This window comes from Hydrogenophaga sp. NFH-34 (assembly GCF_021401345.1).
Lineage (GTDB): Bacteria > Pseudomonadota > Gammaproteobacteria > Burkholderiales > Burkholderiaceae_C > Hydrogenophaga > Hydrogenophaga electricum.
Map to the genome: position 1 here is coordinate 51,820 of NZ_JACBGE010000021.1, position 16,062 is coordinate 67,881.

The window sequence follows — 16,062 nt, forward strand, 5'->3', positions numbered from 1 at the left end:
TCTCCCGCAGGCCACACGGTGCGTCAGAGGGCACACCCCTGGGGCAGGGCCGCCAGCCCCCGATCTGGCACAGGCATTGCTTATTTTGATCAAGAGATTTTTGGATCCAATTATCAAAACCCCAGTCATGCGGAACTTCGAACAACCCGGCCGGTCCCTGGTGCGCTCCACGCACGGCATGGCCGCCACGTCCCACCCGGCCGCCTCCCTGGCCGCCATCGACACCCTGCGGCAAGGCGGCACGGCCATGGACGCGGCCGTGGCCGCCTGCGCCGTGCAATGCGTGGTGGAACCCGGCTCGACCGGCATCGGGGGCGACTGTTTTGCCCTTTACGCCCCCCGCGGCACCGACCGCATCGTGGCCTTCGACGGCTCCGGCCGCGCGCCCATGGCCACCACGGCCGCCGCGCTGCGCGACATGGGCATGAGCAGCATTCCCCGCAGCTCCGCACACGCGATCACCGTCCCCGGCGCCGTGGACGCCTGGTGCCAGTTGCTGCGCGACCACGGCGCCCTGCCGCTGTCGCAGGTGCTGGCCCCGGCCATCGAAGCCGCCACGCAAGGCTATGTGGTGGCCGAGCGCGCCGGCACCGACTGGGCCAAGCAGGAGAAGCTGCTGGCCGGCGACGACAACGCCCAGCGCCACCTGCTGGTGCAGGGGCGCGCGCCCGCCATCGGCAGCGTGCACCGCCAGCCGGCGCTGGCCGCCACGCTGCAGGCCATCGCCGCCCAGGGGCGCGACGCCTTCTACACCGGCGCCATCGCGGGCGACATGGTCGACTACCTGCAATCGCTGGGCGGCCGGCACACGCTGCAAGACTTCGCCGCCTGCCAGGGCCACTACGTCACACCGATCAGCACCGGCTTCGCGGGGCACGAGGTGCACGAATGCCCACCCGCCGGCCAGGGCGTGATCGCGCTCATGATCCTGCGCCTGCTGCAGGACCTGCCCGCCGGGCACAACCCGCTCGACCCCGACCGGCTGTTCCGCGAACTGGAAGCCTGCCGGCTGGCGTATTCGGTGCGCGACGCGGTGATCGGCGACCCGGCCGGCGCCGCGGTGGACGTCGACTGGCTGCTGTCGGACGGTCTGATCGACGCGCTGCGCCAGCAGATCCTCGACGGCCGGGTGAACCGCGACATCCCGGCCTTCACGCCGCCCACACACAGCGACACCGTCTACATCACCGTGGTCGACAAGGACCGCAACTGCGCCAGCTTCATCAACTCGGTGTTCAGCCCGTTCGGCAGCGGCCGCGTGTCGCCGGCCAGCGGTGTGCTGTTCCACAACCGGGGGCAGAGCTTCACGCTGGCCGAAGGCCACCCCAACGCCATCGGCCCCGGCAAACGGCCCATGCACACCATCATTCCCGGCATGGTCACGCGGGATGGCCGGGTGCGTTTCTCCTTCGGCGTGATGGGCGGCCAGTACCAGGCCATGGGCCACGCCTGGTTCCTCTCCCGCGTGCTGCAGTACGGCATGGACATGCAGGCCGCCATGGCCCTGCCCCGGGTGTTCGCCAGACCGGGCGGTTGGACGGTGGAGCACGAAGGTACGCTGGCCCCGGCCACCGTCGAGGCGCTGCGCGCGCGCGGCTACGACATGGTGCCGCCCGACTGGGCCATCGGCGGCGCCCAGGCGATCGAAATCGACTGGGAGACCGGCACCCTGACCGGCGCTTCCGACCACCGAAAGGACGGCTGTGCGCTTGGATACTGATCTTCACCGGGTGGCCAACGCCCACCAGCTTTCGGCCGTGCAGGAGGCCTACGCCTTCATCGACAACCGCATCCGCAGCGGTGTCTATGCCGCAGGCCAGCGCCTGGTGGCCGACGACATCGCGGCCGAGCTGTCCATGAGCCGCATGCCCGTGCGCGAAGCCTTCCGCCGCCTGGCGGGCGACGGCGTGATCATGCTGCGCGCCAACCGCGGCGCCATCGTCACCTCGCTGGGCGAGCAGGACGTGCGCGAGGTGTTCGAAATGCGCGCAGCCCTCGAAGGCCTGGCCGCCGGCAACGCCGTGGCCCGCATCAAACCTTCGCAGATGCGCGACCTGGAGCTGCTGCTGGAGCGCATGGAGGAGGCCAACCTGGAGCACCAGACCTGGGTCACGCGCCACCGCGAATTCCACGAATACCTGACCGACCTGGCCGGCATGCCGCGGGTGAGCCGCCAGATCGCGGTGCTGCACACGGTGATCGAGCCGTACATGCGCGTCTGGGTCTCGCGCGAGGTCAACTCCATGCAGTCCAAGGCGTGCCATGAGCACATCCTGGAAGCGCTGCGCACCGGGGAGCGCGAGGTTGTCGAGCAGGCCCTGCGCACGCACGTGCTGTCCACCATCCCGCCGTTCGCCGGCTGCCTGCCGCCCGGAGTCTGACCATGGCGTATTTCGAACAGCTGGTGCTCAACGGCCTGCTCATGGGGGCGATCTACGCGCTCGCGGCCGTGGCCTACACGCTGGTCTACGGCGTGGTCAAGATGGTGAACTTCGCGTTCGGCGAACTGTTCATGCTCGGCGGCTTCCTCACCGCCACGCTGATGCTCGACAAGGTCACCCTTTTCGGCACAGACATCGCCATGCCGGGCCTGGGCTTCGGCACCGCCGCGGCGCTGGCGATGGCGATGGTGGCCGCGCTGGGCGGCCTGATCGACCAGGTGGCCTACAAGCCGCTGCGCAGCGCGCCGCGGCTGGCCCCGCTGATCACCTCGATCGCGGTGTCGGTGGTGCTGCAGAGCCTGGCGCAGGCCGCCTGGGGCCCGGGTTCGATGCTCTTTCCGGCGATGCCTTTCGAACACGTGCCCGCCATCCCGCTGGGGCCGGACCTGCTGATCGAAGGCACCGAATGGGTGGTGATGCTGGCAGCGCTGCTGGCCATGCTGGGCGTGCACCTGTTCGTGCACCGCACCCCGATGGGCAGCGCCATGCGCGCAGCGGCCATCGACCCCATGGCCGCGTCGTTGGTCGGCATTCCGGTCAACCGCGTGATCGGTGCCGCGTTCATGATCGGCTCGGCCCTGGCCGCGCTGGCCGGCCTGCTCTACGCCCAGACCTTCCAATTCACCAGCGCGACCATGGGCTTCCTGCCCGGCCTCAAGGCGCTGACCGCGGCCGTGCTGGGCGGCATCGGCAGCGTGCCCGGCGCCGCGCTCGGTGGCCTGCTGCTGGGCCTGATCGAATCGCTGGCCGCGGGCTACCTGCCCGAGGGCGCGGTCTACCAGGACGTGGTGAGCTTCGTGCTGCTGATCCTGCTGCTGCTGTTCCGACCGCAGGGCCTGCTGGGCAAAAAGGAAATGAACAGCGCCGCACCGGGCAGCCTGACCTCGGGGCGCGGCCTGCAGCCGGGCCGGGTGATGGCGGCCGTACTGGGCGGCTTCGACCGCCTCTTCACCACCCCGGCGCTGCAGAAACCCCAGGCCCGGCTGCTCCTGCTGGGCGCGGCCATCGCGCTCGGCTTCGCGGTGCGCTCGGACTACTGGCTCGGCATCTTCGTCATGGTGCTGATCTACGGTCTGCTGGCCACCGGGCTCAACGTGGTGGTCGGTTTCGCCGGCCTGCTGGACCTGGGCTTCGTCGCGTTCTGGGCCATCGGCGCGTACTTCACCTCCATCCTCTTCATCGACGTGATCCAGCAGGGCTGGGGCCTGGACACCAGCGCCTGGTGGTGGCTGCTCTACCCCAACCTGCTGGTGGGCGGCCTGGTCGCCGGGCTGGCGGCCATGCTGATCGGCTACCCCACGCTGCGCGTGCGGGGCGACTACCTGGCCATCATGACGCTGGGCTTCGGCGAGATCATCCGCATCGTCGCGACCAACTGGGTCAGCTTCACCAACGGCCCCATGGGCCTGCGCGGGATTCCGGCGCCGCAGTGGTTCGGGTGGGTGCTCGACACCCCGCGCTCGCAGTACTTCTTTGCCCTGGCGCTGGCGGTGCTGCTGATCCTGTTCGTGAGCCGGCTGGCCCGCTCCTACGTCGGCCGCGCCTGGGTGGCGCTGCGCGAGGACGAGCACGCCGCCGAGGCGATGGGCATCTCGGGCACGCGCTACAAGCTCATGGCCTACGCCTGCTCGGGCTTCGTCGGTGGCGTGGTCGGCGTGTTCTTCGCCCACTTCATGCGCTTCATCAGCCCGGCCAATTTCACGCTGTTCGAAAACATCCTGATCCTGCTGCTGGTGGTGCTGGGCGGGCTGGGCACGCTGGCCGGCCCCTTCCTGGGCGCCGCCGTCTGGCTGCTGTTCCTGCAGCTGTCCATGCACATCCCGCTGGTCACCCAGCTCCCCGAACTGCGCTTCGCCCTGCTGGGCATCCTGCTGATCGTGCTCGTGCTCTACCGCCCCGACGGGCTGGCCGGCAAGGCGCGCAGCCGCCTGACGATGGGATGAGACCCGCCATGACAGCCCCAACCACCCTGCACCCTGCGGCCGCCCCGGTGGCCCCCGCCGCCCCCACGGAGGTGGCCCTGAAAGCACGCGGCCTGAGCGTGGTCTTCGGCGGCCTGACCGCGGTCGACGCGCTCGACCTGGACATCCGCAGCCACAGCATCCACGCCATCATCGGCCCCAACGGGGCGGGCAAGACCACGGCGGTCAACGCGCTGTCCGGTTTCCAGGCCCCGACCCGCGGCCAGGTCTGGATCGGCACGGCGACCCGCCCGCGCTGGAGCGCCCACCAGATGGCGCAGGCCGGGCTTGCGCGCACGTTCCAGAACATCCGCCTGTTCGGCGGCATGACGGTGCTGGAGACGGTGCTCGTGGGTGCGCACAAGCGCTTCGGCAGCACGCTGCCGGCGCTGCTCTGGCGCTCGGCCCGCGCACGCGCCGAAGAACAGCACGAGGAAGCCCGCGCCCGCGAGCTGATCCGCTTCGTCGGCCTGCCGGACACGGCCGTGCTGCAGCCCGCCTCGTCGCTGTCCTACGGCAACCAGCGCCGCGTCGAGATCGCCCGCGCACTGATGTCCTCGCCCGCCGTGCTGCTGCTGGACGAACCGCTGGCCGGCATGAACGTGAGCGAAAAGGCCGAGGTCAGCGCACTGATCCGCGCCATCCGCCAGCAGGGCACGGCCGTGCTGCTGATCGAACACGACATGGACGTGATCCGCAGCCTGGCCGAGCGTGTCACGGTGATGCACCGGGGCCGCAAGCTCACCGAAGGCAGCTCCGCCGAGGTGCTGGCCGACCAGCGCGTGCAAGACGCCTACCTGGGGAAAGTTCAATGAGCACGCATCCGTACGAACTGCTGCGCGTGGAAGACCTGCGCGTGGCCTATGGCGAAGTCCAGGCCGTCAAGAACGCGAGCCTCACCGTCGGGGCGCACCAGATCGTGTCGCTGGTGGGCAGCAACGGCGCCGGCAAGACCACCTTGCTGCGCGCGATCTCGGGCGTGCTGCCGCTGCAGGCCGGGCGCGTGGTGTTCGGCGGGCAGGACATCACCCGCCTGCCGGTGCACGCGCGGGTTGGCATCGGCCTGGCGCATGTGCCCGAAGGCCGGCACGTGTTCGGCCCGCTCACCATCGCGGAGAACCTGCGCCTGGGCGCCTACAGCGGCACCGACAAACCGGCGATCCGCCGGCGCATGGAGGAGATGTTCGAGCTCTTCCCCATCCTGGCGGAACGCCGCAGCCAGCAGGCCGGCACGATGTCGGGCGGCGAGCAGCAGATGCTGGCCATTGCCCGCGCGCTGATGAGCCAGCCGCGCCTGCTGATCCTGGACGAACCCACCATGGGCCTGTCGCCCAAGATGATCGGCCTGGTGCTCGAAACCCTGGTGCGCATCCGCAGCCAGCAGATTCCCATCCTGCTGGTCGAGCAGAACACGGTGGAAGCCATCCGCATGGCCGACACCGTCTACGCCCTGCGTGTGGGCGAAATCGTCGCCCAGATGCCCGGCACCGACGTGACCGAAGACGTGCTCAAGCACTTCTACCTCGGCTGAAGCCGTCCCGTCCCCTTTTCCCGTTTCCCTCGTTTCTCCGTTTTCCTCTTTTCATTCTTTAGGAGTTGGACATGCGCACCTCTGCTTCGCTTCTCGCCGCCACCGCCCTGATGGCCGCCTCAGCCTGCGCCTCGGCGCAGGACACCGTCTCGGTGGCCTTCACCGGCACGCTGACCGGCGACTTCGCTTCCTACGGCGTCACCGGCAAACAAGGCTTCGACCTCGCCATCGAGGCCTACAACGCCAAGAAAGGCCCCCAGGTGAGCGTGACCGTGGTGGACGACCACGGCAACCCGGGCGACGCCGTGCTCGCGGCCAACCGCTTCTGCTCGGACAAGAACGTTTCCGCCGTGGTGGGCTACACCTTCAGCTCCGTGGCGCTGGCTTCGATGCCCATCCTCGACAAGTGCAAGCTGCCGGTGATCGGCACCGCCGTGACCAGCCCCCAGCTCACCGGCACCAGCCCTTACTTCCGCCGCGTCGCACTGACCGACGCCACCCAGGGCAAGCTGATGGGCGAGTACGTGGCCAAGACGCTGGGCCTCAAGAACGTCTACCTGCTCTACCAGCAGGACGACTACGGCATCGGCGTGCAACAGGCGTTCAAGGCCGCCTACGAAGCCGCCGGCGGCACGCTGCTGGGCAACGACCCCTACATGCTCGGCACCAAGGACTTCCGCACCCTGCTGACCAAGGTCAAGAGCAAGCGCCCGGAGGGCATCTTCATCGCCGGCTTCTACACCGAGGCCGCCAGCCTGGTCGCCCAGGCCAAGGCCATGCGCATCAACGCCCGCATGCTGGGCAACGACGGTTCGCTCTCGCCGCAGCTGATGGCCCTGAGCAACGGCGCCGCCGAAGGCATGACCCTGTACGGCACCTTCGACCCCAGCGCGTCCGCCGACGCATCGCCGGTGGCCGCCGGGTTCGTCAAGGCCTTCACCGCCAAGTACAAGAGCGAGCCCGACAGCTGGGCCGCCCTGGGCTACGACGCCGGCCTGGCGCTGACGGCCGCCATCGACGCGGCCAAGGCCAAGGGCGGCATCGACCGCGCCAGCCTGCAGACGCAACTGGGCGCGATCAGCGGCCTGCCCGGCGCCACCGGGCAGGTGCAGTTCGAAAAATCCGGCGACCGCAACGCGTCGGTCCTGTTCTTCACGGTCAAGAACGGCAAGTTCGCACTGGCCAAGTAACCCTCACGAGACGGACATCCCCATGACCTGTGCCGCAAAAACCGACGGCCGCTGCACGCAGACCCCGCAGGCCTTCGTCTGGTCCGGCAAACCGCTGGGCCAGGCCCGCAGCGCCCCGGCCAGCTTCTACACCTCGCAGGAGGTCTTCCAGGCCGAGGTGAACCAGATTCACCTCAAACACTGGATCTTCATCGGCCGCACCGACCAGGTGGCCGAGCCCAACAGCTACCTGGCCGTGGACACGGTGGGCGGCCCCGTGCTGCTCACGCGCGACCAGAACGGCGAACTGCACGCCTTCGCCAACTACTGCCGCCACCGGGGTGCGCAACTGGTCGAAGGCTGCGGGCGCCGCCAGCGCCTGGTGTGCCCGTACCACGCCTGGGGCTTCGGCCTCGACGGCCGGCTGCTGCGCGCCCCCGGCATGGAAGACGTGCCCGGGTTCGACCTGGACAAGGAATCGCTGATCCCCATCCGCATGGCCGAATGGGCCGGCAACGTCTTCGTCAACTACGACGACAGCGCGCCCGACCTCATGACGCATCTGGGCGGCTTCCCGGCGCTGTTCGCCTCGCACAAGGTCGAAGACATGCGCTGGGTCTTCGGTGTGGAGATTCCGGCCGCCTGCAACTGGAAGATGCTGCTGGAAAACGCCATGGAGACCTACCACACCGGCATCGTGCACGCCCGCACCGTCGGTGCCCAGACCAGCATGACCTTTGACGGCGAGGAAAACTGGGCCGCGATCCAGGTGCAGTCCACCATGACCACCGCCGTGCTCGACAAGAGCGCGCCCGCACCGTTCCCGCAGATCGCGAGCCTGGACGAGCAGGCCCGAAAAGGCACCTACTTCACGCTGCTGCACCCGACCACCCAGTTCGTCTTCGCGCAGGACTGCATGTGGTGGCTGGCGGTGCGCCCGGTGGCACCGGACCGGTCGGTGCTGAGCGTGGGCGGCTGCTTCCCCAAGGACTATGTGGCCCTGCCCAACTTCCAGGAGCTGGCCCAGCCCTATTTCACCCGCTGGGAATCGGTGGCCAAGGAGGACGTCGGCATCCTGGAGCGGCAGCAGAAGGGCGTGAGCTCCGTGCTGTTCAAGCCCGGCCTGCTGTCCTCGCGCGACGACGTGGTCCACACCATGGGCGAGTGGATCCGCCAGCGCATCGGCACCGCCATCTACAACGACCCGTTCTGACGCGCGTCCGGCAGTGCCCGCGCACTGCCGACCCGCCGGCGCCGCAGCCTGCGGGCCTTCGTTCCCTTGTTTCTGCCGCACGCCGCCGGCCGCCCCGGGTGGCCGGCGATGCCTTGCGCCCTTTCTCCGCCTGTCTTTCCATGACCCACGCCTACCCCGACACCCGGTTGCTGATCGCCAACGAATGGGTGCCCAGCCAGACCGGCGCCACCCTGCCGGTGATCAACCCCGCCACGGGCGAAGCCATCGGCCGGGTCGCGCACGCCACCCCGGCCGACCTCGACCGCGCGCTGGCCGCCGCCGAACGCGGCTTTGCCACCTGGCGCCACCTCAGCGCGCACGAGCGCAGCGCCCTCATGCGGCAGGCGGCCACCCTTCTGCGCGCCGACAGCGAACGCATCGCCCACTGGCTGACGCTGGAACAGGGCAAGCCGCTGCGGGAAGCCCGCGCCGAGGTGGCTTCGGCGGCCGGCATCATCGAATGGTTCGCCGACGAGGGCCTGCGGCTCTACGGGCGCATCGTCCCGGCCCGCAGCGAGCGCATGCAGCAATGGGTGACCAAGGAGCCGGTCGGGCCCGTGGCCGCCTTCACGCCCTGGAACTTCCCCATCAACCAGATCGTCCGCAAGCTCAGCGCCGCCCTGGCCTCGGGCTGCAGCTTTCTGGTCAAGGCGGCCGAGGACACGCCGGCCTCCGCCGCCGCGCTGATCGACGCCTTCGTGCGGGCCGGCGTGCCGGAAGGCGTGGTCGGCCTGGTGTTCGGCGACCCGCAGGCCATATCGGCCTACCTGATCGCGCACCCGACCATCCGCAAGGTGTCGTTCACCGGATCGACGGCGGTCGGCAAACAGCTCGCCGCCCTCGCCGGCTCGCACATGAAGCGCGTCACCATGGAACTGGGCGGTCACGCCCCGGTGATCGTGGCCGAAGACGCCGACGTGGCCACGGCCGCCACCGTCCTGGCGGCGGCGAAATTCCGCAACGCCGGCCAGGTGTGCATTTCGCCCACACGCTTCCTGGTCCACCGGCGGATCAAGCGCGACTTCCTGGAAGCCCTGATCGCGCAGACCGAAACCCTGCGTCTGGGCGCAGGCCTGGACGAGACCACCACGCTCGGCCCCCTGGCCCACGCGCGGCGCGTGCACGCCATGGAACAGCTGGTCACCGATGCGGTGGACAAGGGCGCCCTGCTGCTCACCGGTGGGCAGCGACCCGACGGGCCCGGCTTCTTCTACGCCCCCACCCTGGTGGACGAAGTGCCGCTCGATGCGGCGCTGTTCAACCAGGAACCGTTCGGCCCGGTCGCCGGCATCCGCGGTTTCGACACGCTGGACGAGGCCATTGCCGAGGCCAATCGCCTGCCTTACGGACTGGCGGCCTACGCCTTCACCCAGTCGTTCACCACCCTTCACCGGCTGAGCCGCGACGTCCAGGCCGGCATGCTGTGGATCAACCAGGGAGCCACCCCGTCGGCCGAACTGCCCTTCGGCGGCATCCGGGATTCCGGCTACGGCAGCGAAGGGGGCCCCGAAGCGCTGGAGGCCTACCTCTCCACCAAGGCGGTGGCGGTCACGGCGCTGTAGGGCCGGCGGGGTCTGCGGCGGCGAGGTGGCGGGCCACCTCGCCCATGTGGTACATCACGCGCGCCACCGGCAGGCCGGCGAAGGCGCGGCCGTCACCGTGCTGGCAATAGCCCCAGACCGTGGCACCGGCGGCCAGGCCGGCCTGCGCGCCGGTCGCGGTGTCCTCGATCACCAGGCAGCGCGCCGGATCGACACCCAGGTGGTCGGCAGCAGCCAGGTAGACGTCGGGATGCGGCTTCGAGCGCGGCAAGTCGTGGCCGCTGAAGATGCGCTCGCCGAAATACGGTGCCATGCCGGCCATGCCGATCTGCATCACGACCTTGGGCCGGTCGGCGCCCGAAGCACAGGCGATGCGCCCGGCGGTGTGGGCGTGCGCCTCCACCACCGCGTCGAGCGCGCCGACCACCGCCTGCAGCTCGGCCATCAGGCGCTGGTTGCGCCGTGCGTAGAAAGCGCGCATCCAGTCTTCGGTCAGCGGTTGGCCGGTTTCCGCCTCGATCAGGGCCCGCTGGTCGCGCACCGCGCGGCCGATGAAATGGTGCTCGCACTCGGCGGCGCTCAGCCCCCAGCCCGCTTCGTTGAGCATCTGGCGCAGCACGCCGTTGGTGATCGGCTCGCTGTCGACCAGCACGCCATCGCAATCAAACAGAACCGCATCGAATCGCATGCCCCGATTGGAACACGCGCCCCGGCCCGAGGCGGTGCCGGTCAGCAGCGGCCAGCCGCCTTGAGCAAGGCGTTGCAGGTGCCCGAGGGCACGGGCGCCGCTGCGCCCGAGGTGCCGAAGCGCGTGCACAGGGCGTCGGAGTTCGGTGTCATGCCGAAGGTCATCGCGCGCTGGAACCCGCTCGGGGAATAGAGATAACACTTGTAGACGGCGCCGTCCTTGGTGCGGGCAACGTAGTTGATGCGGCCGCCGCTCTCTTCGCTGCGGTCGGACAGGGTGAACGTGCCCACCTCGCGGCCAATGGCCATGGAGGTGCGCTGCTCAAGCCCCCCGTCGTCGATGGTGGCGGCGCAGGCCGTCAGGGCCAGGACCACGGCGAGGGCCATCGGTGTGCGGAAATTCGGTGTGGTGTGGTTCATGGGTTTTGCCGCGATGGCATTCAGTAGGACTGGAAGAACCGGCCTTTGCTGCCGTTGATGATCTTCATGCTCACGCCGCCATCGAGCAGCGACACGGTCATCACGGAGACGTCCGACGTGCCCTTGTCGGCGATCCAGTTGTAGTCGGCGCGGTTGTCGTAATGCGACTCGCCGTTGTTGTGGGCGTAGCCCACGAGGGACTCGACCTCGGCCAGGCTCATGCCCTTGCCGATCTTGTCGTAGGCGGCGTAAAGGGCGGCGGCATCGCCCCCCTTGCCACCGCCCGAATCCACGTCCCCTCCGCCGCCACCGCCGCCGCAGGCCGGCAACAGGGCGGTCAGCATCACCATTCCGCATCCGATCAGAAATTTGCGCATCGATCACCTCGTCATAGGAGCCCCCGGAACCCGGTGTCCGGGTTCGCTGCGGGGCGGTCAACACCATCAGTCATGGCGCGCCATTGGGCCACCGGCCCCGGTCGGCAACAACCCTACCGAAGTGGGGTGCCACAACGTGCGCCAGCGCGGCGGCGGGCGGTAGGATGTCGACCACCCCACGGTGCCCCTCATGGACCATCCACCCCCCTACGCCATCGTTCTGGACGACCATCCGCTGGTCGGTCGCGGCATGGCGCAGTACCTCGGCACGGTGCTGCCGGCACTGGAGGTGGCGGTGGCCACGCAATGGCGCGATGTGCCGCTGCTGAGCGCACAACGGGGCTGCCCCCGCCTGCTGGTGGCCGATGTCTGGCTCACCGAGGGCCCCTGCCTGGACGCCCTGGTCGCCTGGCGGCGGGGCTGCGTCGACACCCCCTGGCTGGCGGTCAGCGGCGACGACGACCCGTCCGTGATCGAGCGCGTGCGTGCGGCCGGCGCGCTGGGCTTCGTGCCCAAGAAGGCCGCCCCCGAAACCTTTGGCGCCGCGCTCAGGGCGGTGCTGGCGGGCCGGCCCTGGTTCGAGCCGGCGCCGGGCGCCGACGCCCGTGGCAGCGTGCCACACCAATGGACCATCGCGCCCCGGGAGCTGGGGCTCACACCGCGTCAGGGCGAGATCCTCGCGCTGGTGCTGCGCGGGCTGCCCAACAAGCGCATCGCCTCGCAGCTCGACATCTCGGAAAGCACCGTCAAGGAACACGTGACGGGCATCCTCGAACGGCTGGGCGTGCGCAGCCGGGTCGAAGCCATCACCCTGCTGCGCGGCCGGCGGCTGGAGCTGTCCTGATGCCCGCCTTCCGGTCCCTGCTGCTGGCCGGGATCCTGTGCCTGCAGGGTGCCCTCCCCGCCATGGCCCAGGCGCCGAACCCGGACCTGGCCGAACTCGACCGGCTGCAGACCCTGGTGCAACGCAACAGCGCCGAAGCCCTGCAGGCGCTGCAAGCCGAAGCGCCGCGCTTCGCCAGCGCGGCCGATGCCGATACCCGGCGCACCTACCTGGCGGCGCTGACGGACGCCGCCTTCGAGACCGGACAGGCCGCGGTGGTGACCCAGGCCATTGCGCAACTGAAGGCGCTGGCAACCGCACAGCACGACGTTTCCGCCCACGTGCTGGCCGTCGCTTTCGAAGCCCGGCAACTGGCCATCGCAGGCAAAACGCGCGCCGGACTGGACGCCCTGGCGCGCGAAACCGCCGCCGCCGAGCAGGCCACCGACCCCTGGGTGCGCTGGCTCTACCACCTGACGCTGGGCGTCCTCCACAGCGGCAACGGCCAGTTCGAAACGGCACTGCCCCACATGCTGCGCAGCCTGGAGCTTTCGCGCACGCTGCCGCGCCAGGCGGCCACGGCCGAGCTGCGCTCGCTCACCCACCTGGAGCAGCTCCACTTCGACATGAAGAACCCGGAGCGCGCGCTGCAGACCATCCGCGAAACGCTGCCGCTGGCCGAGCGTCTGGGCGCCCGGCAGGCGCAGGGCTGGCTGCACCTGCACCGGGGCAACGTGGCCAACGTGCAGGGCGACCTGGGCACCGCCATGGCTGCCTACCGGCAGGCGCTCGCCATCGCCCGGGACGGCGGGCTGGCCGGGCTGCGGGCGACGGCGCTGAACAACCTGGGCGACATCCTGCTGCAGCGCAAGGCCTATGCCGAGGTCGAACCCCTGATGCGCGAGGCCATGGCCGCCTACCGCGACGCGCACGAGCTGAGCGGGGTCGCCCTGGCGCAAGCCAACCTCGGTTTCTCGCTGATGGGCCAGGGCCGCATCGCGGCCGGTGTGCAGGACGTGGAAGCCAGCATCCGGTTCATGCGCGAAGCCGGCGCCCAGCCGATGGAAGAGCAGTTGCTCGCCGAGCTTTCGCGCATGTATGAGCAGGCCGGCCTGTACCGCGAAGCCATCGACACCACCCGCCAGCAGCAAGCGCTGGCCAGGGACCTGTTCCACACCGAGCGCGAACAGGCCGTGGCCGCGCTGCAGGAACGCTTCAACAGCGCCGAGCGCCAGCGCCAGATCGAGCAGCTCGCCCAGGCCAACCGGATCCAGGACGCCGAACTGCGCGTGCGGCGCCTGCAGCAAATCGGCCTGGCCGCCACGGTGGCGCTGGCCCTGCTGGCGGCCGGCATCAGCTTCTGGCAGTACCGGCGCACCCGCGCGGCCAATGCGGCGCTGGCCGCCGCCCGGCACCAGGCCGAGGGCGCGCTGGCCGAAAAGAACCTGTTCCTGGCGACCGCCAGCCACGACCTGCGCCAGCCGGTGCACGCCATGTCACTGATGGTGGAAGCGATCGGCCTGCGCAACAGCGACCCGGTGCTGCGCCCCCTGGTGGCCGACCTGCGCACCAGCATGCAGGCCATGAGCCAGTTGTTCAACGCGCTGCTGGATCTCTCGCGCCTGGAATCGGGCCAGCCGCTGGGCACCCAGGGCGCGGTGGACCTGAACGTGCTGCTCGCGGACGTGGTGCGGCTGTTCCGCGAGCAGGCCAGTCTTGGCGGTCTGGCCCTGCGGCTGCGCCTGCCGCGCGGCGGCGCCACCGTGTGGGCCGAACCCGTGCTGCTGCGCCAGGCGCTGGCCAACCTGGTGCAGAACGCGATCCGCTACACCCCGCAGGGCAAGGTGCTGGTGAGCGTGCGAGCACGCGGAGGCGACTGGCTGGTCGAGGTGCGCGACACCGGCATCGGCATCGCCGTGGCCGAGCAGGACCGGGTGTTCAGCCCCTACTACCGGGGGGAGCGGGCAGACCAAATGGCCGACGCGGGACACGGCCTGGGGCTGGCGGTGGTGGCCCGCTGCGCCGAACAGATGGGCGCCACCTATGGCCTGCAATCGCGGGCCGGCCGGGGTTCGTGCTTCTGGCTGCGGCTGCCGGCCCACGCCACCCCGGCAGCGGTCGCGCCCGCCGGGCCCGCTGCCATGCACCGGGAGGCGATCGCGGCCGATCCGCTGCAGGGCCGCTGCCTGGTGCTGGACGACGACCCGCACGTGCTCAAGGCCTGGCGCGCCATGCTCGACGCCTGGGGCGTGACCGCGGCGTACGCGAGCACCGGGGCGCAGGCCCATGCCCGGCTGGATGCGGGTTTTGAGCCGGACGCGATCTTCTGCGACCAGCGACTGGGGCCGGGCGACAGCGGCTTCACCGTGCTGCGCCAGTTGCTGGCCCGCTGTCCGCAGGCCAGCGGCGCCATGGTCAGCGGGGAGCTGCAGTCGGCCGAACTGTCGCAGGCGGAGGACGAGGGTTACCTGGTGCTGCGCAAGCCGCTGGACCCGGCCGCACTGCGGCCCCTGCTGGAGACCTGGCTGGCCCGGCAGCCGGCCCACACGTCCGCGCCGTGACCCGCCTTCCTGCCCCCTCAGGCCAGGTCCCCGTCCACGTACAACCAGCGCCCGCCCTCGCGCACGAAACGGCTGGTTTCGTGCAGGCGCTGGCCGCGGCCGGCCACCCGCGAACGCGCCACGAACTCGACCTCGGCATGGTCCGCGTCGACCGTCCGGTGCGCACGCACGTCCAGCCCCAGCCACTTCACACCCTGCTCCAGCGCCAGATCGGCCGGCCGGGTGCTGGCGTGCCAGCTCTCGCGCAGATAGGCCACGCGCTCCAGCACGAAGGCGCTGTAGCGCGAGCGCATGAGGCTTTCGGCGTCGGGGGCAGGGTCACCGGCCTCCAGGAAACGCCCGCAGCAGGCATCGAAGGCGAAGGGTCGGCCGCGCGCATCGGCACGGCCGCAAGGGCAGAGAGCAGGCAGCATGAAAAGAGAAAACCCGTCGGCGCACACACCGGATGGCGTGCAGACCATGGGCCTATCGTAGCGGCAACACGCAGCCCGGCGCGCCGGGTGCTACGGTCTGGAGCTGGCTGCCGGCACCTGCCCGGCATTCCCCCTATCTCCGAGGAGTCCCCCATGGCCGATCTGTCCGCCTTTCCCATCACCCGCAAGTGGCCCGCCGCCCACCCCGACCACATTCAGCTCTACAGCCTGCCCACGCCCAATGGCGTGAAGGTGTCGATCGCGCTGGAGGAACTGGGTCTGCCCTATGAGGCGCACCGCGTGGCCTTCGACACCAACGACCAGCTCTCGCCCGAATTCCTTTCGCTCAACCCGAACAACAAGATCCCGGCCATCATCGACCCCGACGGCCCGGGCGGCCAGCCGCTGCCGCTGTTCGAGTCGGGCGCGATCCTGATCTACCTGGCCGACAAGACCGGCCGCCTGCTGCCCGCCGACCCGGCCACGCGGTACCAGGCCCTGCAATGGCTGATGTTCCAGATGGGCGGCATCGGCCCCATGTTCGGCCAGCTCGGCTTCTTCCACAAATTCGCCGGCAAGGACATCGAGGACAAGCGCCCCCTGGGCCGCTACGCCACCGAATCGCGCCGCCTGCTGGGCGTGCTGAACCAGCATCTGCAGGGCAAGGCCTGGCTGGTGGGCGACGACTACAGCATCGCCGACATCGCGGTCTTCCCCTGGGTGCGCAACCTCGTGGGTTTCTACGGCGCCGGCGACCTCGTGGGCTTCCAGGACTTCCCCGAAGTCGAACGCGTGCTGCAAGCCTTCCTGGCCCGCCCGGCAGTGCAGCGCGGCCTGACGATTCCGGGCTGAGCAAACCATACCCCGGAACCCGTGCCCCCGGCCAGGGCACCCGTGGAACCGG

Annotated in this window: 15 protein-coding genes; 11 read left to right on the top strand and 4 right to left on the bottom strand. The window is 70.0% G+C overall.

Features of this window, described 5'->3' with window-relative positions; all coding sequences use genetic code 11:
* Window positions 1–127 precede the first annotated feature (127 nt).
* The 8 genes from L0977_RS18850 (at window position 128) to L0977_RS18885 (ending at window position 9,898) form a co-directional block, all read left to right on the top strand.
* A complete protein-coding gene (locus L0977_RS18850; RefSeq protein ID WP_234266404.1) occupies window positions 128–1,720 on the top strand; it encodes a gamma-glutamyltransferase family protein in 1,593 nt (530 codons plus the stop codon).
* Window positions 1,710–2,381 (top strand): GntR family transcriptional regulator, encoded by a 672-nt coding sequence (locus tag L0977_RS18855; protein ID WP_234266405.1) that lies wholly within the window; start codon window positions 1,710–1,712, stop codon window positions 2,379–2,381. The genes L0977_RS18850 and L0977_RS18855 overlap by 11 nt, the downstream gene beginning before the upstream one ends.
* A 2-nt stretch (window positions 2,382–2,383) precedes the next feature.
* Window positions 2,384–4,384 carry an ABC transporter permease gene (locus tag L0977_RS18860; protein ID WP_234266406.1) on the top strand — a complete coding sequence of 667 codons (2,001 nt, stop codon included), beginning with the start codon at window positions 2,384–2,386 and terminating at the stop codon, window positions 4,382–4,384.
* A gap of 8 nt (window positions 4,385–4,392) precedes the next feature.
* Complete coding sequence (locus L0977_RS18865) at window positions 4,393–5,217, top strand: ABC transporter ATP-binding protein (RefSeq protein WP_234266407.1); 825 nt, start codon at window positions 4,393–4,395, stop codon at window positions 5,215–5,217.
* Window positions 5,214–5,933 (top strand): ABC transporter ATP-binding protein, encoded by a 720-nt coding sequence (locus L0977_RS18870; protein WP_234266408.1) that lies wholly within the window; start codon window positions 5,214–5,216, stop codon window positions 5,931–5,933. The genes L0977_RS18865 and L0977_RS18870 overlap by 4 nt, the downstream gene beginning before the upstream one ends.
* A gap of 71 nt (window positions 5,934–6,004) precedes the next feature.
* Window positions 6,005–7,123 (top strand): ABC transporter substrate-binding protein, encoded by a 1,119-nt coding sequence (locus tag L0977_RS18875; protein WP_234266409.1) that lies wholly within the window; start codon window positions 6,005–6,007, stop codon window positions 7,121–7,123.
* 22 nt (window positions 7,124–7,145) lie between these two features.
* Complete coding sequence (locus L0977_RS18880; RefSeq protein WP_234266410.1) at window positions 7,146–8,315, top strand: aromatic ring-hydroxylating oxygenase subunit alpha; 1,170 nt, start codon at window positions 7,146–7,148, stop codon at window positions 8,313–8,315.
* 140 nt (window positions 8,316–8,455) lie between these two features.
* On the top strand, window positions 8,456–9,898 hold the full coding sequence (locus L0977_RS18885) for an NAD-dependent succinate-semialdehyde dehydrogenase (RefSeq protein WP_234266411.1): 1,443 nt from the start codon (window positions 8,456–8,458) through the stop codon (window positions 9,896–9,898).
* Here L0977_RS18885 and L0977_RS18890 read toward each other — a convergent pair.
* From L0977_RS18890 to L0977_RS18900, 3 genes are read right to left on the bottom strand one after another with little or no spacing between them, the layout of a single operon-like run.
* Window positions 9,885–10,565 carry an HAD family hydrolase gene (locus L0977_RS18890; protein ID WP_234266412.1) on the bottom strand — a complete coding sequence of 227 codons (681 nt, stop codon included), beginning with the start codon at window positions 10,563–10,565 and terminating at the stop codon, window positions 9,885–9,887. The genes L0977_RS18885 and L0977_RS18890 overlap by 14 nt on opposite strands.
* A gap of 41 nt (window positions 10,566–10,606) precedes the next feature.
* Complete coding sequence (locus L0977_RS18895) at window positions 10,607–10,984, bottom strand: hypothetical protein (RefSeq protein WP_234266413.1); 378 nt, start codon at window positions 10,982–10,984, stop codon at window positions 10,607–10,609.
* Window positions 10,985–11,004: 20 nt separating this feature from the next.
* The gene (locus tag L0977_RS18900) at window positions 11,005–11,328 is read right to left on the bottom strand and encodes a hypothetical protein (protein ID WP_234266414.1); all 324 of its coding nucleotides are present in this window, start codon (window positions 11,326–11,328) and stop codon (window positions 11,005–11,007) included.
* 223 nt (window positions 11,329–11,551) lie between these two features.
* Here L0977_RS18900 and L0977_RS18905 point away from each other — a divergent pair, with 223 nt between their 5' ends.
* The gene (locus L0977_RS18905) at window positions 11,552–12,205 is read left to right on the top strand and encodes a response regulator transcription factor (protein ID WP_234266415.1); all 654 of its coding nucleotides are present in this window, start codon (window positions 11,552–11,554) and stop codon (window positions 12,203–12,205) included.
* Entirely contained in the window at window positions 12,205–14,745 is a 2,541-nt protein-coding gene (locus L0977_RS18910; RefSeq protein ID WP_234266416.1) for an ATP-binding response regulator, read from the top strand. The genes L0977_RS18905 and L0977_RS18910 overlap by 1 nt, the downstream gene beginning before the upstream one ends.
* Window positions 14,746–14,762: 17 nt before the next feature.
* Here the strand turns inward: L0977_RS18910 and L0977_RS18915 are convergent, their stop codons facing one another.
* Window positions 14,763–15,158: a YchJ family protein gene (locus L0977_RS18915; RefSeq protein ID WP_234266417.1), complete on the bottom strand. Its 396-nt coding sequence runs from the start codon at window positions 15,156–15,158 to the stop codon at window positions 14,763–14,765.
* A 153-nt stretch (window positions 15,159–15,311) separates the two neighbouring features.
* Between L0977_RS18915 and L0977_RS18920 the strand changes: the two genes are divergently transcribed.
* Window positions 15,312–16,010 (top strand): glutathione S-transferase N-terminal domain-containing protein, encoded by a 699-nt coding sequence (locus L0977_RS18920; RefSeq protein ID WP_234266418.1) that lies wholly within the window; start codon window positions 15,312–15,314, stop codon window positions 16,008–16,010.
* Window positions 16,011–16,062 lie beyond the last annotated feature (52 nt).

Coding starts and splice junctions, on each gene's coding strand:
- L0977_RS18865 (WP_234266407.1), top strand. CDS start 4,393: ATGACAGCCCCAACCACCCTGCACCCTGCGGCCGCCCCGGTGGCCCCC.
- L0977_RS18910 (WP_234266416.1), top strand. CDS start 12,205: ATGCCCGCCTTCCGGTCCCTGCTGCTGGCCGGGATCCTGTGCCTGCAG.
- L0977_RS18880 (WP_234266410.1), top strand. CDS start 7,146: ATGACCTGTGCCGCAAAAACCGACGGCCGCTGCACGCAGACCCCGCAG.
- L0977_RS18905 (WP_234266415.1), top strand. CDS start 11,552: ATGGACCATCCACCCCCCTACGCCATCGTTCTGGACGACCATCCGCTG.
- L0977_RS18915 (WP_234266417.1), bottom strand. CDS start 15,158: ATGCTGCCTGCTCTCTGCCCTTGCGGCCGTGCCGATGCGCGCGGCCGA.
- L0977_RS18890 (WP_234266412.1), bottom strand. CDS start 10,565: ATGCGATTCGATGCGGTTCTGTTTGATTGCGATGGCGTGCTGGTCGAC.
- L0977_RS18870 (WP_234266408.1), top strand. CDS start 5,214: ATGAGCACGCATCCGTACGAACTGCTGCGCGTGGAAGACCTGCGCGTG.
- L0977_RS18920 (WP_234266418.1), top strand. CDS start 15,312: ATGGCCGATCTGTCCGCCTTTCCCATCACCCGCAAGTGGCCCGCCGCC.
- L0977_RS18850 (WP_234266404.1), top strand. CDS start 128: ATGCGGAACTTCGAACAACCCGGCCGGTCCCTGGTGCGCTCCACGCAC.
- L0977_RS18885 (WP_234266411.1), top strand. CDS start 8,456: ATGACCCACGCCTACCCCGACACCCGGTTGCTGATCGCCAACGAATGG.
- L0977_RS18875 (WP_234266409.1), top strand. CDS start 6,005: ATGCGCACCTCTGCTTCGCTTCTCGCCGCCACCGCCCTGATGGCCGCC.
- L0977_RS18900 (WP_234266414.1), bottom strand. CDS start 11,328: ATGCTGACCGCCCTGTTGCCGGCCTGCGGCGGCGGTGGCGGCGGAGGG.
- L0977_RS18895 (WP_234266413.1), bottom strand. CDS start 10,984: ATGAACCACACCACACCGAATTTCCGCACACCGATGGCCCTCGCCGTG.
- L0977_RS18860 (WP_234266406.1), top strand. CDS start 2,384: ATGGCGTATTTCGAACAGCTGGTGCTCAACGGCCTGCTCATGGGGGCG.